This is a genomic window from Embleya sp. NPDC059213 (assembly GCF_042754445.1).
In the GTDB taxonomy this organism is placed as follows: domain Bacteria; phylum Actinomycetota; class Actinomycetes; order Streptomycetales; family Streptomycetaceae; genus Embleya.
The window spans coordinates 1-21460 of the sequence record NZ_JBHZAV010000153.1 but is presented as its reverse complement, the minus strand read 5'-3'; the positions used below and the strand labels follow the sequence as shown (position 1 = coordinate 21460).

Annotated in this window: 19 protein-coding genes and 1 pseudogene; 9 read left to right on the top strand and 11 right to left on the bottom strand. The window is 72.1% G+C overall.

Annotated elements, in window-relative coordinates; all coding sequences use genetic code 11:
* Positions 1-76: 76 nt before the first annotated feature.
* Entirely contained in the window at positions 77-1285 is a 1209-nt protein-coding gene (locus tag ACFXMF_RS36585) for a serine hydrolase domain-containing protein (protein WP_379991852.1), read from the bottom strand.
* A gap of 192 nt (positions 1286-1477) precedes the next feature.
* Positions 1478-3439 (bottom strand): hypothetical protein, encoded by a 1962-nt coding sequence (locus tag ACFXMF_RS36580; protein WP_379991851.1) that lies wholly within the window; start codon positions 3437-3439, stop codon positions 1478-1480.
* A 209-nt stretch (positions 3440-3648) separates the two neighbouring features.
* On the opposite strand from ACFXMF_RS36580, the gene ACFXMF_RS36575 reads away from it, so the two are divergent.
* From ACFXMF_RS36575 to ACFXMF_RS36565, 3 genes are all read left to right on the top strand, one after another.
* Entirely contained in the window at positions 3649-4194 is a 546-nt protein-coding gene (locus tag ACFXMF_RS36575) for a hypothetical protein (RefSeq protein ID WP_379991850.1), read from the top strand.
* Between the two features lie 100 nt (positions 4195-4294).
* Entirely contained in the window at positions 4295-4921 is a 627-nt protein-coding gene (locus ACFXMF_RS36570) for an ATP-dependent Clp protease proteolytic subunit (RefSeq protein WP_360311516.1), read from the top strand.
* The gene (locus tag ACFXMF_RS36565; RefSeq protein WP_360311518.1) at positions 4921-5508 is read left to right on the top strand and encodes an ATP-dependent Clp protease proteolytic subunit; all 588 of its coding nucleotides are present in this window, start codon (positions 4921-4923) and stop codon (positions 5506-5508) included. The genes ACFXMF_RS36570 and ACFXMF_RS36565 overlap by 1 nt, the downstream gene beginning before the upstream one ends.
* Before the next feature lie 42 nt (positions 5509-5550).
* Here the strand turns inward: ACFXMF_RS36565 and ACFXMF_RS36560 are convergent, their stop codons facing one another.
* Positions 5551-6048, bottom strand: a complete 498-nt coding sequence (locus tag ACFXMF_RS36560) for a helix-turn-helix transcriptional regulator (RefSeq protein WP_360311520.1) — start codon at positions 6046-6048, stop codon at positions 5551-5553.
* Positions 6049-6234: 186 nt separating this feature from the next.
* Between ACFXMF_RS36560 and ACFXMF_RS36555 the strand changes: the two genes are divergently transcribed.
* Complete coding sequence (locus tag ACFXMF_RS36555) at positions 6235-7221, top strand: right-handed parallel beta-helix repeat-containing protein (RefSeq protein ID WP_379991849.1); 987 nt, start codon at positions 6235-6237, stop codon at positions 7219-7221.
* A gap of 82 nt (positions 7222-7303) precedes the next feature.
* Here the strand turns inward: ACFXMF_RS36555 and ACFXMF_RS36550 are convergent, their stop codons facing one another.
* The 4 genes from ACFXMF_RS36550 to ACFXMF_RS36535 are packed head-to-tail and all read right to left on the bottom strand — an operon-like array spanning position 7304 to position 11286.
* Positions 7304-8545 (bottom strand): ABC transporter permease, encoded by a 1242-nt coding sequence (locus tag ACFXMF_RS36550; RefSeq protein WP_379991848.1) that lies wholly within the window; start codon positions 8543-8545, stop codon positions 7304-7306.
* On the bottom strand, positions 8542-9333 hold the full coding sequence (locus ACFXMF_RS36545) for an ABC transporter ATP-binding protein (protein ID WP_379991847.1): 792 nt from the start codon (positions 9331-9333) through the stop codon (positions 8542-8544). The genes ACFXMF_RS36550 and ACFXMF_RS36545 overlap by 4 nt, the downstream gene beginning before the upstream one ends.
* Positions 9330-10658 carry a hypothetical protein gene (locus ACFXMF_RS36540; protein WP_379991845.1) on the bottom strand — a complete coding sequence of 443 codons (1329 nt, stop codon included), beginning with the start codon at positions 10656-10658 and terminating at the stop codon, positions 9330-9332. Before ACFXMF_RS36540 ends, ACFXMF_RS36545 begins: the two co-directional genes overlap by 4 nt.
* On the bottom strand, positions 10645-11286 hold the full coding sequence (locus tag ACFXMF_RS36535; protein ID WP_360311530.1) for a hypothetical protein: 642 nt from the start codon (positions 11284-11286) through the stop codon (positions 10645-10647). Before ACFXMF_RS36535 ends, ACFXMF_RS36540 begins: the two co-directional genes overlap by 14 nt.
* Before the next feature lie 122 nt (positions 11287-11408).
* Between ACFXMF_RS36535 and ACFXMF_RS36530 the strand changes: the two genes are divergently transcribed.
* Both ACFXMF_RS36530 and ACFXMF_RS36525 read left to right on the top strand, forming a co-directional pair.
* Complete coding sequence (locus tag ACFXMF_RS36530; RefSeq protein ID WP_360311532.1) at positions 11409-12131, top strand: response regulator transcription factor; 723 nt, start codon at positions 11409-11411, stop codon at positions 12129-12131.
* The gene (locus ACFXMF_RS36525) at positions 12121-14049 is read left to right on the top strand and encodes an ATP-binding protein (RefSeq protein WP_379989801.1); all 1929 of its coding nucleotides are present in this window, start codon (positions 12121-12123) and stop codon (positions 14047-14049) included. The genes ACFXMF_RS36530 and ACFXMF_RS36525 overlap by 11 nt, the downstream gene beginning before the upstream one ends.
* 30 nt (positions 14050-14079) lie before the next feature.
* Here the strand turns inward: ACFXMF_RS36525 and ACFXMF_RS36520 are convergent, their stop codons facing one another.
* Positions 14080-15684: an amidohydrolase family protein gene (locus ACFXMF_RS36520; RefSeq protein ID WP_379989802.1), complete on the bottom strand. Its 1605-nt coding sequence runs from the start codon at positions 15682-15684 to the stop codon at positions 14080-14082.
* A gap of 161 nt (positions 15685-15845) precedes the next feature.
* On the opposite strand from ACFXMF_RS36520, the pseudogene ACFXMF_RS36515 reads away from it, so the two are divergent.
* The 3 genes and pseudogenes from ACFXMF_RS36515 to ACFXMF_RS36505 all read left to right on the top strand — a co-directional run.
* Positions 15846-16490 (top strand): annotated as a pseudogene (locus ACFXMF_RS36515) (TIGR02452 family protein); the annotation flags it as partial.
* A gap of 56 nt (positions 16491-16546) precedes the next feature.
* Positions 16547-16708: a hypothetical protein gene (locus ACFXMF_RS36510; protein ID WP_379989810.1), complete on the top strand. Its 162-nt coding sequence runs from the start codon at positions 16547-16549 to the stop codon at positions 16706-16708.
* 94 nt (positions 16709-16802) lie between these two features.
* Complete coding sequence (locus tag ACFXMF_RS36505) at positions 16803-18350, top strand: phytoene desaturase family protein (protein WP_379989809.1); 1548 nt, start codon at positions 16803-16805, stop codon at positions 18348-18350.
* A gap of 446 nt (positions 18351-18796) precedes the next feature.
* On the opposite strand, the gene ACFXMF_RS36500 is transcribed toward ACFXMF_RS36505, so the two are convergent.
* From ACFXMF_RS36500 to ACFXMF_RS36490, 3 genes are all read right to left on the bottom strand, one after another.
* The gene (locus ACFXMF_RS36500) at positions 18797-19048 is read right to left on the bottom strand and encodes a hypothetical protein (RefSeq protein ID WP_379989803.1); all 252 of its coding nucleotides are present in this window, start codon (positions 19046-19048) and stop codon (positions 18797-18799) included.
* A 411-nt stretch (positions 19049-19459) separates the two neighbouring features.
* Positions 19460-20203 carry a trypsin-like serine protease gene (locus tag ACFXMF_RS36495; protein ID WP_360311538.1) on the bottom strand — a complete coding sequence of 248 codons (744 nt, stop codon included), beginning with the start codon at positions 20201-20203 and terminating at the stop codon, positions 19460-19462.
* 249 nt (positions 20204-20452) lie between these two features.
* The coding region (locus ACFXMF_RS36490) for a cytochrome P450 (RefSeq protein WP_380020993.1) at positions 20453-21460 on the bottom strand (1008 nt) is incomplete at its 5' end.

Here is a 21460-nt window from a genome sequence, read left to right as displayed (position 1 = left end):
CGCCCGCACCGCGCCGCCGTCCCGCCCGTCGACGGCTCACGGCTCGCCGCCACCCGACGCCGCAGGGGGCGTCCGGTCAGCCCTCGGCCGGGAGTTGGTAGACGTTGTCCGGGGTCACGATCGAGGTGATCGCCTCGGCGAACAGCGTGCTCGGCTCGTTGCCCTCGTGCAGGATGTCGGTGTTGAGCAGGATCACCATCGTGGCGTCCTGTTCGGGCAGGTACATCGTCACACTCTCATAGCCCGGCAACGACCCGTTGTGCCCGACCCAACCGTGGGTGCGGAACAGACCCAGGCCGTACCCGGCGCCGTCGAAGCCGGGGACCGGCACGAACTTCTCCCGTTCCGCCTGGGTGGCCGGCGAGAGCAGGGTGCCGGTGGCGACCACCTTGGCCCAGCGGCGCAGGTCGTGCAGGTCGGAGATCATCGCGCCGGCCGCCCAGCCCCAGCTCGGGTTCCAGTCGGTCGCGTCGGCGACGTCGCCGCTCAACGTCTGGTCCGTGTACCCGTGCGCGTGCGGCTCGGGGAACTCGGCGCCCCTGGGGAACAGCGTGTGGTGCAGGCGGGCCGGCCCGGTGACGCGCTTGTGGACGAAGTCGGCGAGCGGCATGCGGCCGAGCTTCTCCACGACCAGACCGAGCAGCACGGTGTTGGTGTTGGAGTACTGGAACCGCGCACCCGGGGCGAAGACGTTCGGGTGCCGAAAGCCGTAGGCCAACAGTTCCTCGGGGGTGAACGGGCGGGTCGGGTCGGACAGCAGCGCGTTCACGAAGTCCGGGTCGGCGGTGTACGAGAACAGACCGCTGCGCATCTCCGCCAGTTGCCGGATGGTGATGTGCTCGCCGTCGGGAACACCGTCGAGGTAGGCGGAGATCGGATCGTCCAGCCCGATCAGGCCGTCGTCGACCAGTTCCAGCAGGGCGGTGACGGTGAAGGTCTTGGTCTCGCTGCCGATCCGCATGTTGAGATCGGGCGTCATCGGCGCGCCGGTCGCCTTGTCGGCCACCCCGGTCGATCGCACGTAACTGCCCCGGCCGGGCAGCCACAGGCCGACGGTCACTCCGGGAACGCCGGCCACCTGGCGGGTCTTCTCGATCGCCTCGTCGAGGCGGGCCACCAGCGCGGGGTCCAGGCCGTCGGGTGGGCAGTCGTCGGGCGGATCGGCGGTGATCACGGCGGTGGTCGGCGGGCCGGCCTGGGCCGAGGGCACGGTCAGGGTGAACGGGACCAGGGCGGAGAGGACGAACAGGACGGTGGCGAGGCGACACGCAGGGGCACGACGCATGGCGGGATGTCTCTTCCGAGAGTGGGGGATCCGGTCCGACCAAGATCACCCGTCGCCCCGGTCCCGGCCGCACACCGCACGAACACCGCCCGGCAGGTCCACCCGTATGGCCCCGACGCCGGCCACGATCGGCGGCCGAACGTCGGCGAGTCCACGGGTCTGCGTGTCGGCGCGCCGTCGTCGGGCGCGGCGTCAGGTGTCGGTGTCGGCCGCGTGCAGCAGCGAGCGCACCCGGCCGTCCGGGCCGAACCGGTATTGCAGGGCCCACTCGCAGAACTCGCGGGTCACCTCGTCCGGGTGGTCGCGCATGGCCTCCAGGAGTTCCTCGGACGCGTCCGTTCGCCCGGCCCGGCGGTCCTGGGCGGTGAAGGTCAGCAGATAGGCCAGTGCGCGCGACACCGGGTAGTACCGCTCGTCGCCCCTGGTCAGGTCGCCGATGGCAAGTTCGCGCAGGATCACGGCCGTTCCGGTGCGGACGGTTTTGAGGTTGCCGCGATCCCGGGCACCGAAGCCGGCGCCGAAACAGTCGCCGATGGCGAACAGCACGGCGTGCAGCTCGGTGATCCGGGCGTCCGTCGGTCCGGCCGCCAGTGCGGCGTACGCCTCCTTGCCCGCCTGGACCAGGATCCGCGCCACGGTGTTGTCCCGGCGCTGGAGGAAGCCGATGGCGAACAGCGCCCGTACCCGCAACCAGGACTGTTCCTTCTCGTGTTCGAGCACGTGTTCCAACGCGTGCACGATCGCGCCGGTCCACCCGCCCGACAGCAGCGTGTCGACGGCCCGCCGCCGTTGCACCACGGCGTTTTGCAGGAGCAGGTGCAGGAACAGGGCCTTGGTGGGTTGCCGAATGCGCTCGGGGATCTCCTGCGAGTCCAGCGAGTCGGCGGCGGCCCGCACGACGGCGAACCAGGATTCGTCCTCGGGGTCGGGGGTCGGCCACGTGTTGCAGACCGGCGTGCCGGCGTCGAGGACGGCTTCGAGGGTGGCCGCCGTCCAGCGCAGGCCCCCCGCCGTTCGCGCACCCGCCGCCTGTGCCCGGAACCACCGCACCAACTCCCGCAGTTCGCTCTCGACCGCACCCACACAACGCGCCTGCGCGTCGTCGCTGCGGTGTAACGGGTTCTGCACGAGCGTGCGTTGCCACAGTCCCAGTGCGGCGGTTCCGCGTTCCCTGATCGTCGACCCCGGGTCGGTCGCGCGCGCGATCAGCAGCTCGCGCACCCAGTCGTCCTCGGGCGGTGACCACGATCGGGGAATCACCACGGCCAGTTCCAGGTCCAGCGAACGTCCCGGGCACACGCTCCGGCGCCGCAGTTCCTCGGCGTCGGTCAGCAACCGGATCACCCACCCCTTGAGATGCGAGCTGGAGCTGAGGTTGTCCTCGCACAGGTGGACCAGTTGGGTGAGCACCCGCCAGTGTCGAAAGCCCAGCGGCGAGGTGCGCAGGGCGTCGCCGATCAGGTCGCCGAGATCGGCGTCGTAGGCGTACTTGGTGAGGCTGCCCAGCAATACCAGTGCGTCGATGTTGCGTGGTGTGGGCGGGGCGCCGCCGATCAACGCGAGTCGTTCGGCGATCGCATGGATCTTCTTCTTGTACTTCTGCCGCAACTCCGAGGACGAACGTCTGGCGTGCTCGACCGGCATGAACAGGGACAGCAGGGCCGACGCCTGGACCAGCACGGCGAATTCGGTGTCCGCGTCGTCCTGCAGGATCTCCCACGTCCACCCGGCCGGCAGGTGTGCCGGCAGGTTGTCGTTGCGGGCGAGTCCGCGCAGCCGGATGCCGAGCGAGTTCAGGCCGCCCAGAGATTCGGTGTCGGGGGCCAGTGCGACCAGGGTCCGGTCCAGGTTGCGCAGCCAATCGCCGGTCAGCGCCACCGGTTCGCGACTCGTCGCCCGGCTCGGGGACACCGCGTTCGTGGTCGGGCCGCGCAGGCTGCCGGTGATCTTCGCCGGCGCGCTGCCCGTTCCACGCGCCACGGCGTTCTGTGAAATCCCGTACCGCTCCAGGCGGGCCAACTGGGCGGCGAGCGCGTATCGCATCAACTGCCCCACGTCGTCGATGTCGTCGACGCGGTGCCGAATACGTTCGTCGCCGGGCCTGAGGGCGTCACGGTCGACACCCTCGACGGCGGTGCGCTCTCCGGGGTTCATTCCGAAACGCTAACAGCGCTGTTCGCGCTGCGCATCGCACCTGTCGGTATGCGTGCCCAGCCTGTTACCGGTTCGCATCGGACCCGTCCTGACCTGCATGAACGACTTCGCCCGGGCAGCGGGACGACCTTGTCGGGCGAGCGCGAGGCCGCCCACGATGGGGATCGCAAGCCAATCCTCGGCACGACCCGACGCCCCCTTGGAGCGACATGCCCGAGATTTCCCCCGCCGCCGACCCGAGGGTCCCGCAGGTGGCGCACGCCCCCGGCGGGCAGCCGCAACCGGTCGACGAGCAGCCGCCGTTGGCCGCCCGCGGATCGCAATGGTCGGGCGCCCTCCACGCGTTCGGCTACATCGGCCTGGCCCGGTTGGCGCAGGCCGAGTTCGACCTCGACGGGGTCGTCGCCGCTCTCCCCTTGTACGCGGTGTCCGTGGCCGCCGCCGGGTCGACCGGCGCGCTCGCCCGTCGCCTCACCGACCGACTCGCCCGGCGCGGTGGCGCGTTCCCGCGCGCGTGCCGCGGGATCGTCGCGGTGCTCGCCGCGTGCGTCCCGCCCCCGACGGCGCTCCCGTGGCTCGCCCCGCAAACCCTGGTCGACGTCCCGACGTCGGTGGCGGGTCCGGGTCCGGGTCGTGGCCCGGTCGGCGAACCCCTCGGCGGCCGGCCTCCGGTCCCCGAACGGCACCCGGACGTCGTCCCGAGCCGCAGACACCACCTGCGGCGCCGCCGGTCCGCCCCGTCCGACGCACGCTGATCCGCACACGCGAATCCGCCCACAGCGGATCTGCCCACAGCGGATCCGCTCTGGGCAGATCCGCTGGGTGTCGTCGGGCCCGGCGGCGCAAGGTTGCACCATGAGCGATGACACGAAACCCCCGCTGTTCCAGGAACACATGCGGCGCGAGCTGTACGGGCAGCGCGTTCTGCTCCTCGACGGTCCGTTGGACGACGACAACGGCACGATGCTCACCACCCAACTGCTCGCCCTGGCGACCGAGGACCCCGCCGCGGACATCGCGTTGTGGATCCACTCGCCCGGCGGTTCGGTGCCCGCGATGCTCGCGATCCGCGACGTCATGCGGCTCGTCCCGTGCGACGTGTCCACCCTCGTCTTCGGCATCGCCTACAGCGCGGGCCAGTTCCTGCTCTCCTCGGGCGCACCGGGAAAGCGCCGGGCGCTGCCGCACTCGCGAGTGCTCATGCACCAGGGCTCGGCCGGCATCGGCGGGACCGCCGTCGACATCGAGTTGCAGGCCAACGACCTCCGGCACACCCGGGACACGGTGCTCGGTCTGATCGCGGAGGACACCGGCCAACCCATCGAACGCATCTTCGAGGACTCCCTGCACGACCGCTGGTACACCGCGCAGGAGGCCCTCGACTACGGCTTCATCGATGCGATCGTCCAGGAGTTCGACGAGATCGCCCCGCGCGGTGCTCGCCGAACCGCCAAGAGTGCCGGATTCCGGGGAGCCCTGTGATGAGTACCTACGCCATTCCGAACGTCATCACCCGCGACTCCCGCGGCGAACGCATCATGGACGTGTATTCGCACCTGCTCGCGGAGCGCGTCGTCTACCTGGGCACGGCCATCGACGCGGGTGTCGCCAACGCGCTCGTGGCCCAGTTGTTGTTCCTGGAGGCGGACAACCACGAGCAGGAGATCCAGTTCTACATCAACTGCGAGGGCGGCGACCCCAGCGCCATGCTGGCGGTGTACGACACGATGCGCTACGTGCGTTCGGAGATCGCCACCACGTGTGTCGGGCAGGCCGTCGCGGTGGGGGCCGTGCTGCTCGCCGCGGGCGCCCCCGGCAAGCGCGCCGCGCTGCCCCACGCCCGGGTCGTGCTGCACCAGCCCGCCGCGCAGGGACGCGGCACCATCCCGGACCTGATCCTGCAGGCGGACGAGGTGGTGCGGGTGCGCTCGGACATCGAACGGATCCTCTCCCGGCACACCGGCCAGAGCACGACCACCCTGCGGGCGGACACCGATCACGACCGGGTCTTCACCGCGACGGGGGCGCAGGAGTACGGACTCGTCGACGTCGTGCTCGAAGAGCGGTGACGCGCCCGGATCGGCGCGCCACCACCGCCTGCGATCGGGCGGTCAGGCCGCCAGGGCGAACACGGTGCGGCCGACCGCGGTCGAACGAGCCTCCGGGCGGCGGCTCTTCAGGTTCTCGCTGACCGCGAGGGTCAGATCGACCAGGGTGACGCCGAGGGCGCCGGCCATCGCCGCGATCATCTCGCTCGACGGTTCCTTGATACCGCGCTCCACCTCGGAGAGGTATTGCGGCGAAACGCCGGCGCGGCCCGCCGTCTCGACGAGCGTCTCGCCGCGGGCGTGGCGAAGCGAGCGCAGGCTCTCGCCGAGCAGATCCCGCCACAACGGCTCGCGACTCGGCGCGGCCGACCGGCTCGGTGCGGCCGATCGACTCGGCGCGGTCGACCGGCGCGATCCGGGCGCGAGCGCGGGATCGCGGGTCGGTACGGGGGTCGGCGCCACTGCGGGCACGGGCGCCGGGGCCGGTGCGGACGCGGAGGTCGGCGCGGCGTGCCGGTCGTCGTCGGTACGGGGCGAAAGCGGTGGGGCGGTCTCGGCCATGCCTCATGGTAGGCCGCCCCCCTCCCGCTTTCCCCCTTGTCCGCCCGCAGCGGAATCCGGTGCGGCGTCGAACCGGCGGGCACAGGTGACGGATAGGGAGATTGTTGGTCTAGACCTTTGTGCCCCCATGCCGCACGCTGGATGCCACGTGCCCGTCCCGACCCCGCGTCGACGGAAGGCTCTCCCATGCGCATCCGCACCCTGTCACTCGCCCTGGTGACCACCGTGGCCGCCGCGCTCGCCTGCGCCCCGTTCGCCCGAGCCGAGGCAGGCCCCTCACCCGCGTCCGCGTCGGTCGTGCTCGTCTCCACGTCGGCGCAACTCAAGGCCGCACTGGGCGCGGCCGTCCCCGGCGACACCATTCGCCTCGCCGACGGCACCTACACGGGCAACTTCCAAACGACACGGGCCGGTCGCGCCGATGCCCGGATCACCCTGACCGGCTCGGCGAACGCGGTGCTGCGCACCAACACCGGCGGCGGCAACGCGCTGTACCTCAACGGCGCCTCCTACTGGACCGTGCGCGGCATCACCCTCACCCACGCCCAGAAGGGCATCATGATCGACGCCGCCCGCGGGGTGCTGGTCGACTCCGTCACGGTGCACGAACTCACGATGGAGGGCGTGCACTTCCGCAACTCCAGCAGCGACGGCGCGATCGTCGACTCGCGCATCCTGGACACCGGCCGGGACAACCGCGGGATGGGCGAGGGGGTGTACGTCGGCACCGCCAACAATCTTTCCGACCACAGCGACCGGGTACAGATCCTGCGCAACGTGATCGGCCCCGGGGTGCGCGGCGAGGGGGTGGACCTGAAGGAGGGCACCACCGGCGGCCGGGTCGCCGACAACACGTTCGACGGCACCGGCCTGACCGGCAACAACTACGACGACTCGTGGGTCGACGTGAAGGGCAACGGCTACCTGATCGAGCACAACACCGGCCGAAACACCACCAACAACGGCTTCGAGGTGCACACCCAGGCCCCGGGCTGGGGTTGTGGCACCGTCTTCCACGCGAACCACGCCGACCTGACCGGTGCGACCGGCCTCGACCGGCTCGCGATCCACGCCCCGGCGTACGGCGCCGGTTGCCCGATCACGGTCACCGCCGACAACACGGTCACGGGAGGCAACGGCCTGGTCGATCCGGGCGTGCCGGTCACCCCGTGAGGGCGCCGGCCTCGCCGATCGGCCGGGGGCCGCGCCCGACTTCCGAAGGCGGGGCACGGTCCCGGCTTCCGGGTGCGGCCGCTCAGGTGCCGGCCAGCGCCTGCGTCGGGGTCAGTCGGGACGCGCGGATCGAGGGGTGCACACCGGCGACCATGCCCACCAGGATCGCGCCGCCGAAGCCCGCGACGACGGAGGCCGGCGAGACCACCGCGGGCCAGTGTCGGAACCAGGCGTAGCCGAGGGTCGCGGCCACGCCCAGGGCGGTGCCGGCCAGGCCGCCGAGGGTGGACAGGGCGATGGACTCGGTGAGGAACTGGCTGCGGATCTGGCCACGATTGGCGCCCAGGGCGCGGCGCAGGCCGATCTCCTTTCGGCGTTCCAGGACCGAGATGAACATCGTGTTGGCCACCCCGATGCCACCGACCAGCAGGGCGACGCCGGCCAGCCCCAGGAACAGCGCGGAGAAGGTGTCCTCGGTCGCGCGCTTTGCGGCCAGCACGTCGGAGGGGCGGCTGACCTGGACCAGACCGGGCAGCGCGGGGTGGACGGTCTGCGCCAGCACCGCGCGGACCGACTCGACGGCCGATTCGGCGGTGCGTACGTAGACGACGGTGGGATGGCCGTCGAAGCCCAGGTTCGTGCGCGCGGATTCCCAGCCGACCAGGACCGCACGATCGATGTCGGGGGCCAGCGGGGCGGGTGCGAGCACGCCGACGACGGTGAACCAGCGGTTGCCGATGATCACCTGGGGTGGCGCCTGACCCGGCGTCGACGTGTCGAAGCCGAGCCGGAGACCGGCCTCGTGGCCGAGTACGACGGTCGGGAAACGTTCGGTGACCGCGTCGAGGAAGCGCCCGGACCGCACCTTGCCGTGGATGGCGTCCAGGAGATTGGGTCGGCTCGCCAACACCGCGAGACCCGAGCTGTCGTTCGGGTCGACCCGGTCCGAACGGCGCACCACCGCATGGGTGTTCGCGACCGCGCTGGTAAGGGTGACCGGGCCGATCCGGGCGGCCATCGCGTCGGCGGCCTCGGGCAGCAGCACCGGGGGCTTCTGGTCCGGTTGCGGTTCGGCGCGCAGGGTGTCCGTGCCCAGCGCGGCGAGTTCGTTCATCAACGCCTTCTGGCTCGACGCCGGGATCCCGATCACGATGATCATCGTCGCGATGCCGATCGAGATGCCCAGGGCGGACAGCGCCGCGCGCATCCTGCGTGTGCGGATGCCGAGCAGGCCGAGCCACAGGATGTCGGCCGGAGCCAGCCGCACGGGTCGGGTCGGGTCGCTCGCGTCGGCGGCCCGCGCCGAGCGGGCCCGGCGGCTCACGGGCAACCGCCGAGACCCGCGACCGGCACGGGTGTCGTGGCGGCCGCGTAGTCGGCCCCCTCGTACGCCGCGAATCCCGCGGACGTCCCCCGCTCCTGCGGCACTTCGGTCGCCGGGCGCCCGCTGTCGGCGACCAGGCGGCCGTCGCGGATCTCCACTCGGCGCGGCAGCCCCGCGGCGATGTCCCGGTCGTGCGTGATGATCGCGATGGTGGCTCCCTCGTCGTTCAATCGATGCAACAACTCCAGCACCGCCTGCCCGTTGGCCGTGTCCAGGGCGCCGGTCGGCTCGTCGGCCAGGACCAGGGCGGGTGCGTTGACCAACGCCCGTGCGATCGCGACGCGTTGGCGCTCGCCGCCGGAGAGTTCGTGGGGCCGATGTCCGGCCCGGCCGGCCAGTCCGACCCGGCCGAGTGCCTCCATCGCGAGCGGCAGCCGACGGCGACGCGGAACTCCCGCGTACAGCAGCCCGGTTGCCACGTTCTCCGCGGCGGTGAGGCCGTCGGTGAGGTGGAACTGTTGGAACACGAAGCCGAGCAGGCGTCCGCGCAGTGCGGAGAGCCGGCGATCCGACAGCGCGCCGACGTCGTGACCCAGGATCGACACCGTGCCCCCGGTCGGGGTGTCCAACGTGCCCATCAGGTTGAGCAGGGTGGACTTGCCCGAGCCGGACGGGCCGACGATGCCCACGAGTTCGCCGGCGGCGATGGCGAGCGATACGTCGTCCAGGGCCTTGACGCCGCCCGGATACGCCTTGCTCGCGTGCACGACCTCCAGGACGGGGCTCACGACGTGGTCACCACCCGCGTGCCGGGCTCCAGGCCGCTGCCCTCGACCTCGACCATGCCCTTGACGAACAGGCCGGTCCTGACCGCGATCAGCCGGCCGGCGGGCAGTTGTACGGCGTACCCGCCCTCGCGCAGGGCGAGCAACGCGCCGATCGGCACCGTCAGGACACCCTTGCGGGTCTCGGAGACGAAGCGCACCCGGACGGCGGCGGCGTCGAGGTTCTTCACCGCGGCGGAATCGTCGAGGGTGACGGTCACCATCATCTTCGCCCCGCCGACATCCGTCGCGCCCTCGACGGCGTCCTTGCGCTCGGTGCTGCGGCCGATCGCGGACACGGTGCCGGCGGCCTCGGTGTTGTCCGGGAGTACGACCGTCACCGAGGTGTCCACCGCGATCGAGCCGATGTCGGTGGCGGCAACGGGCACACCGACCGCCTTGGCGGTCGGCGTTACGGTCATCACCGGCGCGCCGGACGGGTCGTCACCGAGCCCGGCGGACAGCGCGCCCACCCGGATCTCGCCGGACAGCACGGTGACATCGCCGACCTCCAGGACCCCGGTCTGCGCGGCCCCGAGTGCCTTCTGCCACTTCTTGACCGCCGCGGACAGCGCGGGCGTCCAGGTCGCCTCGCCCGCCGGCAGGCTGGCGGGTTGGCTGCCGACATCGTAGCCGAGAGCCTTGAGGTTGTCCGCGACCATCCGCACGTCGCGGCCCTGCGGGGGCTTGGCGACGTCCTTCTTGCCGGTGTCCGTCCTGCCGGTGTCCTGCTTGGCGCCGCCCTGTCCGGAGGCGGACTGCTTGGGATCGGACTGCTTGGGGTCCGTCTGCCCGGTATCGGCCTTCCCGGCATCCGACTTCCCGGCATCCGACTTGCCGTCCGTGCCGCCACTCGCCGTGTCCCCGGCCGCCCTGCCCAGCACGCGGAACATCGGGGTCGTCCCGTAGAAGAGCGAGACCGGCCGGTCGTCGAGGCGATACAGCGCCTTGCCGCGGGTGATCGTTTCCCCGCTCTTGGGCAGCCATGTCACGATGCCCTTGCGGCCGGCCTTGAGCGGCTGTTCGGTCCCGAAGCCCAGCGTGCCCGGCAGATCGCGGGCATCCGACAGGTCGGTCCTGGTCACCGCGGCCGTCGCGACGCCCGCCGACTGCTTCGCGGCATCCGACGATCCGCCGCCGCGAGCGGTGACGGCGAACGCGGCGCCCGCGCCCAGGACCAGCACCACGACGACGACCGGGACGATCCGCCGCCCCCGCCCCCGCCCCCGCGCGCGCCGCGGCTCGCGCAATTCGACGGTGCCGGCGCCGTCCCGGTCAGCGCTTGCCACCGAACGCCTCCATCTTGCAGTCCCGTTCGACCTTGCGCTGCTGTTCGAAGCTCAACGTGGAATCGCCCGTGTAGGTCCATCCGTCGGAGACGACCTTGACCTTCAGACCCCTCGCGTTCATGCACTTGACCCACTCGCGCATGTCGTCGTCGTACTTCGGGTTCTGCTTGGGGTCCATCTCCGGGACCATCTCCGGCAACTTGATCTCGCACTCCTTGAACTCGCGCGCGAACCTCTTGGTGCGCGCGATCTCGCCCTCCACCGAGCCGGTCTGCCGGATGTCCACGCCCTTGTCGACCAGACACGCCTCGTAGGTGTTCCACATGCGCTTCTCCTCCTCCTCCGACATGTCCAGCCGGCGCTTCGGTCGGCCGGCGGTCGACGGCTGGGACGCGTCGGCTTTCGTGGCGGGCGGCGCGGCGGCCCGGCCGCCGGGCGTACCGGGCGCGGCCGGCCGGTCCTTGGCCGCCGCGTCGGCCGTGGGCAGCGAGGCGACCTGGGACGAGGACTTCCCGGAGTCGTCGGCGCCACATGCCGTCAGCACGAGCAGAGCGGCCAGCGCGACGCCGGACAGGCCGGCCGAACGGCTGCGGCGGGCGGATGGGAGGAACGGATGCATTCGAGGCATGGCCGTGATGTTGCCGCCCGGATGTCAGGAACCTGTCAGGTCGCGGTCAGGACCGCATCGGAACCGGGACGACCTGGGCCCGATGGCGATCCGACCAGGTCGGGGCACCTAGCATCGGCGTCATGTGTGCGCACGTGTTGGTGGCCGAGGACGACGAGAAGCAGGCCGGACTGATCCGCCTCTACCTGGAGCGTGAGGGGCACCTGGTCACCGTCGTGCACGACGGACGGGACGCGCTGGACGCGGCCCGCACGAAGCGGCCCGACCTGCTGATCCTGGACGTGATGATGCCGCGCGTCGACGGTCTGGACGTCACGCGCATCCTGCGCCGGGAGAGCGAGCTGCCGATCCTGATGCTCACCGCGCGCTCGACCGAGGACGACCTGCTGCTCGGTCTGGACCTGGGGGCGGACGACTACCTGACCAAGCCGTACAGCCCGCGCGAGCTGATGGCCCGGGTGCGCACGCTGCTGCGCCGCAGCGGGCGCCCGACCGGTCCGCCCGACCCGGTCCTGCGGGTCGGCGCGCTCTCGGTGGACCCGGTGCGCCACGAGGTGACCGTGGACGGGCGCCGGGTGGACTGCACGCCCGGCGAGTTCCGGATCCTGGAGGCGCTGGTCACCGAGCCCGGTCGGGTGTACAGCCGGCAACAGTTGCTCGAACAGGCGCACGGGTTCGACCGGTACGTGACCACCCGCACGGTCGACGTGCACGTCATGAACCTGCGCCGGAAGATCGAGACCGACCCGCGACGCCCGGTGTATCTGGTGACGGTGTTCGGCGTCGGCTACAAGATCGGCGAGCCGAGCGTGCCCGCCCGCAGGGAGCACGACGGTGGCGCGTAGGGTCCCGCTGCACCGGAGTCTGCTCGTCCGGCTGCTCGCCTCCTCGATCCTGGTCGCGGCGTGCGCGGTGGCGGCCACCGCGTGGCTGGCCGCGCAGACCACCGAGGGGGCCATCCGCGAGGGCCAGAGCCGGGTCCTGGCCGACGACACCCGGATCTACCGCACCTTGTCGACCTACGCGGCGACCCACGCGCAGTGGACCGGTATCGACCCGATCCTGCGCGAGTTGTCCCGGGACACCGGCCGCCGGATCGCGCTGACCACCCGCGAGGGCGCGCCGATCGCCGACTCGGACGCGGGACGGGGGTCGCCACCGGCGTTCCGCCGCCCGTCGGCCGTCGTGGACCCGCTCGCGGTCGACGCGACCCTGGTGCCCACCACCGGATCCGACCGGATCGACCCGGAGGCGGTGGGGCCCTTCCGGCTCACCGACGCCGAACGGGCGCAGTCGCGCCGGGAGGCCGACACGGCGCTGCGGTGCCTGCGTACGGCGGGCCGCTCCGGCGACCTCACCCAGCGGCCGAACGGGCGCTCGGTCGTCACGATCGTGGGGGAGCCCGACACGGCCGGCGACGCCACCGGCCCCGGCGTGCTCCCGACGGAGCCGGGTCCGCTCCCCATGCCCGCGAGCGCGGCGGGCTCGGCCGGCCCGCAGTCCCCGAGCGTGACGTCCGATGCCGCCGGCGATCGTCCGGGCGGCGCCGGCCGGGCCTCGAACAACGCCGTCGCCCAGTCGTGCGGCCTCGACCGACCGACCGTGCCGACCGCGACCGAGCACAAGGCGCTGGACGAACTCAACGGCCTGTTCGCGGCCTGCCTGACCCGCAAGCGCATCGCGCCGCTCACCCTCGGCATCGACCTGACCTGGGACAAGGACGCCTCGCCCGTGGTCGCCCGGGACGTCGCCGCGTGCGTGGACACCGCCCGCCGCGAGCAGCTCACCCCCTACGTGGTGCCCGCGACACTGCTGTTCGTGGGCGACCACGACGGCTCCACCGCCCCGGTGTTCGACCTGAGCCGAGCCGACACCGTACGCATCGCCGGCGTCGCCGCGTTGATCCTGCTGCTCACCGCGGCGGTCACCGGCGTGGTCGCCGCCCGGCTGATCCGGCCGTTGACCGCACTCACCGACGCGGCCCTGCGGATGCGCGACGGTGACGACGCGACGCGGGTGAACCTGCCCGCGAACCACGAGATCGGCCGGCTCGCGGAGGCGTTCAACGACATGTCCGAGCATCGGCTCCGGCTGGAGGAGCAGCGCAAGGAGATGGTCGGCGACGTGGCGCACGAGTTGCGCACGCCGCTGAGCAACATCCGCGGCTGGCTGGAGGCGGTCGAGGACGGGGTCGCGGTGCCGGACCGGGCGTTGACCTCCTCGCTGTTGGAGGAGGCGTTGTTGCTGCAACACGTGATCGACGATCTCCAGGACCTCGCCGAGGCCGACGCGGGTCGGCTCGGTCTGCGGCCGGAGTCGGTGTCGCCGCACGAGGTCGCCGAGCAGGTGGTGGCGGCGCATCTGGCCCGGGCCGGCGCGCAGGGCGTGGAACTGGTCCTGCGCGCCGACACCGACCTGCGGATGTCGGCCGATCCGGTCCGGCTGCGCCAGATGGTGGGCAACCTGGTGTCCAACGCGGTGCGGCACACCTCGGACGGCGGGACGGTGACCGTGCACGCCTACCGGGACGGGTCGGAGATCGTGTTCGAGGTGAGCGACACCGGCATCGGCATCGCGGCGGCGGACCTGCCGCACGTCTTCGACCGGTTCTGGCGGGCGGACAAGTCGCGCAACCGGCGCACCGGCGGCAGCGGGCTCGGCCTGGCGATCGTGCATCGGCTGGCGCGGGCGCACGGCGGTTCGGTCACGGTGCGCAGCACGCCCGGTGTGGGTTCGGTGTTCGCCATCCGCCTGCCGCGTTGAGCGGGCCGGATCCTGGTCGCGACGGCCTCGTCAGGACACGTCGCGGCGCAGGGCTCGACCGGCCAGGGCGCCGGTGGGCCGGCCGTCGCGCAGCGCGGGGGTGCCGTTGACCAGGACGTGCCGCATGCCGACGGCGTAGCTCGCCGGGTTCGCGTAGGTCGCCGTGTCCACGAAGTCGTCGGGCGCGAAGATCGCCACGTCGGCGTGCGCGCCGACCCGCAACACACCTCGATCGCGCAGCCGCAGCGTGGTCGCCGGCAGGCCGGTCATCCGGCGTACCGCCTCCTCCAGGGAGACGATCCCCTCGGCGCGCGCATAGCGGCCCAGCACCCGGGCGAAGGTGCCGTAGGCCCGGGGGTGCACCGGGTGGTCGGCGAAGCGCTCGTCGATCGCCGGCGCGTCCGAGTCCGAGCCCACCGACACCCACTCCCGGGCGAAGGCGAGTCGGATGTTGTCCTCGTTGCCGATGAAGTACGCGGCGTCGGCGTGCGGCTCCGCGAGCACGATGTCCAGCATCGTGGTGATCGGGTCGGCGTCGCCCCGGGCCTTGGCGACGTCCGCGATCGTCGAGCCGGTGGGAACGCCGATGTCCGGGTGATTCGACAGGATCACGATGCCCTCGGCGCCGCCGCTCATCCGCCACAGGCTCTCCCAGTCACCACCCTCGCGCACCGCGTCCACGATCCGCGCCCGGCTCTCGGGGTCGCCGAGGCGCTGCCGGAGCGCCTTCGGGCCGCCGAGGTGGAAGGGCGGCGGGATCGCGGCCGACAGCAGGGTGCTACCGGCGATATAGGGGTAGATGTCGGCGGTCACCTCGACGCCGGCGGCCCGGGCGGCCTCGATCCGGTCCAGGACCGCGGGCATCTTGTGCCAGTTTTCCCGGCCGGCGGTCTTGAGGTGGTAGATCTCGGCGCGCGCGCCGGTGGCCCGGGCGATGTCGAGCAGTTCCTCGACGCCCTCCAGGAGGCGGTCGCCCTCGTTCCGCAGGTGCGAGATGTACAGCGCGTCGTGGCGGGCCAACACGTGGGCGTAGGCGATGAGTTCGTCCGTATCGGCGTAGCTGCCGGGCGGGTAGATCAGGGCCGAGCCCACGCCCAGGGCACCGTCCGCCAGTTCCTGTTCGAGCAGGGCACAGGCACCGGCCAGGTCGTCGGCGTCCAGCCGGCGGTCGTCGAGTCCGGCGACCGACATCCGGAGGTTGTCCGCCCCCACGAAGCTGGCCACGTTCTGACCGACGCCGCGGGCTTCGAGCTGCTCCAGGAACGCGCGCAGTCGCGGCCAGGAACGGCGGGTGCCCTCGGCCGACGGGCCGAGTTCGATCATGCCCTCGGTCATCGCGCCGGTGACCGGGCCGAGCGAGACGCCTTCACCGAAGATCTGCGTGGTGACCCCCTGATGGAGATCGGACAGGCCGCGGGGATCGTGCTGGAGGGAGAAGTAGGCGTGGCTCAGCACGTTGACGAAGCCGGGGCAGACCACGCAGCCCCGCGCGTCGATCTCGTCCCGGCCCCGGGCGTCGCCGACGTCCCCGACCGCGACCACCCGTCCGGCGTCGACGGCGAGATCGCCGTCGAACGCGGGCGATCCGCTCCCGTCGACGAGGGAACCTGCACGGACAACGAGATCGACCTGCATACGGAGCCTCTTCGGGTAACGAGTGAGCCGACTTCCCGGGCGCCCCTCAGTATTGCCGCGACCGCACGGCCGGATCATGGCCGCCGGCACGAGCGACACCTCGAAGATGTGTGCATCCGCACGAAGACCGTCGCCCGCAACGCCGGCTGCCGACGGCGCATATGCGCTTGAGCGCGGAGCGGACCGCTCATACCGTACGGGCGTGTGAGCAACGCATTGCGAGAGATCGCGGGGGCCGACGCGCGCATCGTCGCGGTGGGCGAGTATTCGACACCCGAGGGCACGGTCGTGGTGGGACCCGCGCTGCGGGCGGCGATCTCGGGCACGGTGGGCCATCCGCCGGACGGGCCGATCGAGTCGCATCCTGCGGGCGTCGGGCATGCGACGTCCTTCAGGTCACCGTCGAGAACAGCCTCCAGGCCGCGCGGCGCCTGTTCTCGGCGGGAGGCGGACCGGTCGCGGTGTTGAACTTCGCGTCCGCGCGCAACCCGGGCGGCGGCTACCTGCGCGGAGCCCGGGCGCAGGAGGAGGACCTCTGCCGCAACGCCCTGTTGTATCCCTGCCTCCTCGCGGCCCCCGACTTCCACGCCGCCCACCGCGCCGCCGACCCGTTCTACAGCGACCGAGTCCTGTGGTCCCCCGACGTCCCCGTGCATCGCGACGAGTGGGGTCGGTTGCTCGGCGAGCCGGCTCGGGTGTCCTTCCTCGCCTGCGCCGCGCCCAACGCGGGCGAGGTCCTGCGCCGCGACCCGGGCGCGCGGCGGCGCATCCGGGAGACGTTGGGTCGGCGCGCGGGGCGGGTGCCGAGCGTGGCCCGCCTGCATGGCGCGCGGCAGTTGGTACCGGGGGCTGGGGATGTGGGGTGTTCCGCAACGACCCACGCGACGTCGCGGCGGCGTTCCACGAGCGGCTCGGTACGGGCGGCGCGTTGGCCGGCGCGTTCGAGAGAGTGGTCTTCGCGGTCCCGGATCGTGCACCCGACGCGATCGACCGGGTGGCGTTCGGCGAACGATTCGGGGTCTGAACCGTCGGGTGTACCGGCCGTGTCGCCGAGTGCATACGCTGCCGGTGCGTGGTTGTCCGATGGTCCGTGGTCGCCGATTCCGGAGGCGGATGTGGTGCGTGACGGTGGGAGATTCGACGTCGTCGTGGTCGGGGGCGGCCACAACGGCCTGGTCGCGGCCGCGTATCTGGCCCGGGCGGGCCGGTCGGTGCTGGTATTGGAACGGCTGGACGAAGTGGGCGGCGCGGCGGTGTCCTGCCGGCCGTTCCCCGGGGTCGACGTGCGGTTGTCCCGGTATTCGTACCTGGTCAGCCTGTTGCCGCGGAAGATCGTGAACGACCTGGGGTTGCCCCTGGAACTGCGCCGGCGCCGGGTCGGCTCGTACACCCCGGTAGGCACCGGCGGCTTCCTGGTCGACGCCGCCGACCCCGAACGCACCCGCGCCGAACTGACCCGCTTCGCGGGCTCCCGCGAGGCCGACGCGTGGGAGCGACTCGGCGCGGACACGGCGCGACTGGCCGGCCGGGTGTTTCCCACCCTGACCGAACCGCTGCGTTCCGCAGCCGAGTTCCGCCGACTGGTGGACGACGACCGGGTGTGGGACGCGGTGTTCGCGCAGCCCCTGTCCGGCCTGATCGAGGCGGAGTTCGCCGACGACACGGTGCGCGGCGTGGTCGCGACGGACGCGCTGATCGGCACCTTCGCGCCGATGGACGACCCCGCGCTGCGGCAGAACCGCTGTTTCCTCTACCACGTCGTCGGCGGCGGAACGGGCGACTGGGACGTACCGGTGGGTGGCATGGGCGCCGTCACCTCGGCCCTTGCCGACGCGGCCCGCGCGGCGGGTGCGCACCTGCGCACCGGGGCGGCGGTCGGCTCGGTGGATCCCGACGGCGAGGTGCGGTACACGATCGGCGACCGGGAGTACCGGGCGACGGGCGGGCACGTGCTCGCCGCCGTCGCGCCCGACACCCTGGACCGGCTCCTGGGCGCGACTCCCGACGGGCCCGCGCCGGAGGGGTCCCAGCTCAAGGTCAACATGGTCCTGGCCCGACTGCCGCGCCTGCGCGATCCGCTCGCGGAGCCGCGGCGGGCCTTCGCGGGCACGTTCCATGTCAACGAGGGCTATGCGCAGCTCGCGGCGGCGTACCAGCGGGCCGCGAACCGGGAGTTGCCGGCACTGCCACCGGGCGAGATGTACTGCCATACGCTGACCGACCCCTCCATCCTCGGTCCGCAGGCCCGGGCGGCGGGGGTGCACACGTTGACGTTGTTCGGACTGCACATGCCGGCGCGGTTGTTCGCCGAGGACAACGACGGCGTCCGGGCGAAGGCGCTGCGCGCGATGCTCGACTCCGTCGACAGCGTGCTCGCCGAGCCGATCGAGGACTGTTTGTTGCGCGACGGCGACGGCAACCCGTGTCTGGAGGTGCACACGCCGGCGGACCTGGAGCACGAACTCGGACTGCCCGCCGGGCACATCTTCCACCGCGACCTGTCCTGGCCGTACGCACGGGATACCGAGCCGCCCGGCGCGTGGGGTGTCGAGACGGCCCACGAGCGAATCCTGCTCTGCGGAGCCGGCGCGCGCCGCGGCGGCGGGGTGAGCGGCATCCCCGGCCACAACGCGGCCATGTCCCTCCTCCACCGCCGATCCCCCTGAGCCCACCCACGACGGGGCCACGGCAGTCGGCGGCACCCGGCAAGCGCGAGGCGCAGGGGCACGGCCGGGCCGCGGCCCGGCGAGGGCGCGGCCCGGGCGGGAGGGCGTGGCCCGGGCGGGAGGGCGTGGCCCGGGCGGGAGGGCGTGGCCCGATGGCGGGCAGCCGGTGGGCGGGCGATGCGGTCGGCGGGATTCGCGCCCGGCGGGTTCGTGGGCCCGATCGCCGATGCCCGTCAGGTGCCCGAGGCCGACGTGGGCTCGGGGGTGGGCTCGCGGCCCGGCGCCGACGGGTGCCCTGCGGGCGGGGGCTCACTCGTGGTCGGTCCGGGCAGCACGCCCGTGGTGGGCCCGGGGCCGGGGAGTGCGGAGCGGCGGACGACCGTGACCGCAACGAGGGCGGCGACCGCCGCCGCCGTGCAGGTGAGGCCGAAGGCCGCCGTGTACCCCTACCCGCCCGCGAGTTGCCCTGCGGCCACGGCTGCCGCGCCCTGGCCGATGATCAGTCCGCTGCCGAGCAGCGTCATCGCCTCGGCCATCCGCTCGATCGGCGCGACGCGTTCGGCGAGACCGAAGATCGCGATCAGGTGCGGGGCGATGGCCAGGCCGAGCACGGCCACGGTGCCCGCGGTCCCCCACAGGCCGCCGCCCAGGAGCAGCGGCAGCACGAACAGCGCCTGCGCGGCGATGGCCACGCGCAACCATGAGCAGCGTGCCGGTCGGACACAGCGCGGCCGGCAACCGGGCCAGAAACGACACGACCGCCGGCCTCGGCGGAACGAGGGTGAACACCGCACGGAAACCCACAACACCGGACATGGGACGCCTCCATCCGCACGCCGACCCACCCGTATCCCCGGCGCGCACCGATGCCCGTGCCCGGGACCGTAGCCCAACCGCCCAACCCTTGAACAGAGTGTTGAAGCCAAGACACGCGCCTCGGGTCGTGGAACGGCACACCGTCGACCGAGGCGGGCAGTACGCGCCCTTTCGGGCGGAAGTACGTGCGCGCCCGACCGCCGGCCGCTCGCTCGGGGGCGAGAGGACGACGATCGGGCGCAGTCGGGTGCGGTCGGGATTGCTTCGGACCGGGTGGTGCATGGTGCGTGGGGTCAGACGCCCGCGATCGATTGGATCCAGGAGCGGTAGGCGGTCACGTTCGTGTACGCGGTGGTGGTCTGACGGTCGCTGGTGGAGGCGACGCCGACCTGGACACCGTTCGCCAGCATCGGACCGCCCGAGTCGCCGCCGGCGGTGATCCCGTTACCGCGCTGGGCACAGATCGCGGAACCGTTGTACGCGTCGCGGCAACCGCCGGTCACGGTCACGTTCGCGACCTTGAGGAACTGCGACTGGCAGTTGATCTCCTGGCCGCACCGCGACGTCGCGCCCCATCCGTAGACCTGGACGCTCTGCCCCACCGTCACCGAACCGGGCTGGCCCAACCGGGAGTAGGTGGCCGAGACCGAACGATCCAGCCGGACCAGGGCGAGGTCCGACGACGGACTGGTGTAGGTCTGGGCGCCGTTGGCGACAGTGCCGCCCGAGGTCTGGTCGAGGCTGCCGATGCGGAACGTCAACTGCCCGCCGCTGACGCAGTGTTTCGCGGTGAGGATCCAGGTGGGCGCGATGATGGTCGAGGTACAGGTCTGCCGGCCGGCGGAGAACAGGCGGGCCGCCCAGGGGGCGTTCTGCGCGTAGCCGCCGCCGATGATCGGCTGGGGACCCACGGCCGCCGGACTCCCGTCCGAGACCGCGGCGTTCGCGGGGGCGGCGGTGGCGGAGGCCGTGGCACCGAGGGTGAGCACCATGAGCAATGCGGCCAAGACAGCGGGGACGATCCTGGTTGTTCGCAATGTTCCTCGTTTCCGAAGACACGCGTTATCTCGCGTGTGGTGTCCAGGAGGTACCAGGATCCCCAAGGCCGCCGGCCGCGGGTAATAGCAATCTTCCATCCCCCCGGCGCTATGCCCACACCCGAAACCGGTCCCGGCCGAGCTCACGAACGAAAGGCCCACCCGGCCGTCTACCGCACGCCGACGCCGACGAACGGGACCCTTTCGACCGCCACTCGGTACCGGTCCACGCTCGACCGCCGACTGAACTCACCTGCCGGCGCGCGGAGTTCGGGTCATCTTCACGCGTGTGACGCCGAGCAGGCCGGCCAGGGGCACGTTGGCCGTGGTCTGCTGCGGGCTCACCGTGAGGCCCTGGGCGCGGATGCGTTCGAGGAGGTGTTCGGCCAGCGGCATGATCAGGTGTCGGCCGCGGCAACGGTCCGAGGCATGGCCGAAGGGGAAGTATCCCGGGTGCTCGTCGGCGTCCGCGTCGACCCAGCGTTCCGGGCGGAAATCGTCCGGGTCGACCCACAGTTCGGGGTCGCGGTGGCTGAGCAGCGGGAGCAGCAGCACATCGTCGTCCGGGCCGATCCGGGAGTCCAGGGCGGGGAACTCCGGGGACGCCACCCGCAGGATGTTCCACGACGGGGGCAACAGGCGCAGGGACTCCAGCACGATGTGCCGGTTCGACGCGTCGGCGTCGAACGGCGAGCCGAGCCAGAGCGCGTTGGCGACCAGCGCGGACACGCCCAGGCACACCGGGGCCGCAACCCGTCGATACAGGCCCAACGCGTAGTGCCGCTGCTCCGGATCGGCGGCCGCCGCGGCGGTCAGCGCCGCGAGTTGCGACATCGGCGCGTCCGGGTCGGGCACGCCGGGCAGTGCGGCGCTCGTTCGGACCGCCGCGCGAGCCAGTACGGGCACCGCCTCCAGTCGGCGATCCGTGAGCACGCGCAGCCGCCACGGATCGGGACGGAAAAGCAGATCACGAAGATAGGCGTGGCCCGCGTGCGGCCAGTTTCCGGAAAGATCCACGGAATCCACATCCGGCCCTTGCAAAGCATCCCGGACGTCCCGCGAGAGCGCCTGCATCACCTCGGCCGCCTCCGCGCGGGCAATTGATCTTCCCTGCAGCGGTTTGAAAGTCGGCCGCTCGAATTCATGCGCCGATCTGCTCCCGAGCAGTTTCTCGATCAAGTCCGGGTCGGCGACTCCGACGGTGTCGGCGTCCACCCGAAAGAACTTCACACCGCGACGTTCCCGGAGGACTTCCTC

Excerpts from the sequence above, each read along its gene's own strand:
- ACFXMF_RS36535 (WP_360311530.1), bottom strand. The coding sequence starts at position 11,286 with ATGCCTCGAATGCATCCGTTCCTCCCATCCGCCCGCCGCAGCCGTTCG.
- ACFXMF_RS36570 (WP_360311516.1), top strand. The coding sequence starts at position 4,295 with ATGAGCGATGACACGAAACCCCCGCTGTTCCAGGAACACATGCGGCGC.
- ACFXMF_RS36565 (WP_360311518.1), top strand. The coding sequence starts at position 4,921 with ATGAGTACCTACGCCATTCCGAACGTCATCACCCGCGACTCCCGCGGC.
- ACFXMF_RS36555 (WP_379991849.1), top strand. The coding sequence starts at position 6,235 with ATGCGCATCCGCACCCTGTCACTCGCCCTGGTGACCACCGTGGCCGCC.
- ACFXMF_RS36530 (WP_360311532.1), top strand. The coding sequence starts at position 11,409 with ATGTGTGCGCACGTGTTGGTGGCCGAGGACGACGAGAAGCAGGCCGGA.
- ACFXMF_RS36580 (WP_379991851.1), bottom strand. The coding sequence starts at position 3,439 with ATGAACCCCGGAGAGCGCACCGCCGTCGAGGGTGTCGACCGTGACGCC.
- ACFXMF_RS36575 (WP_379991850.1), top strand. The coding sequence starts at position 3,649 with ATGCCCGAGATTTCCCCCGCCGCCGACCCGAGGGTCCCGCAGGTGGCG.
- ACFXMF_RS36520 (WP_379989802.1), bottom strand. The coding sequence starts at position 15,684 with ATGCAGGTCGATCTCGTTGTCCGTGCAGGTTCCCTCGTCGACGGGAGC.
- ACFXMF_RS36585 (WP_379991852.1), bottom strand. The coding sequence starts at position 1,285 with ATGCGTCGTGCCCCTGCGTGTCGCCTCGCCACCGTCCTGTTCGTCCTC.
- ACFXMF_RS36560 (WP_360311520.1), bottom strand. The coding sequence starts at position 6,048 with ATGGCCGAGACCGCCCCACCGCTTTCGCCCCGTACCGACGACGACCGG.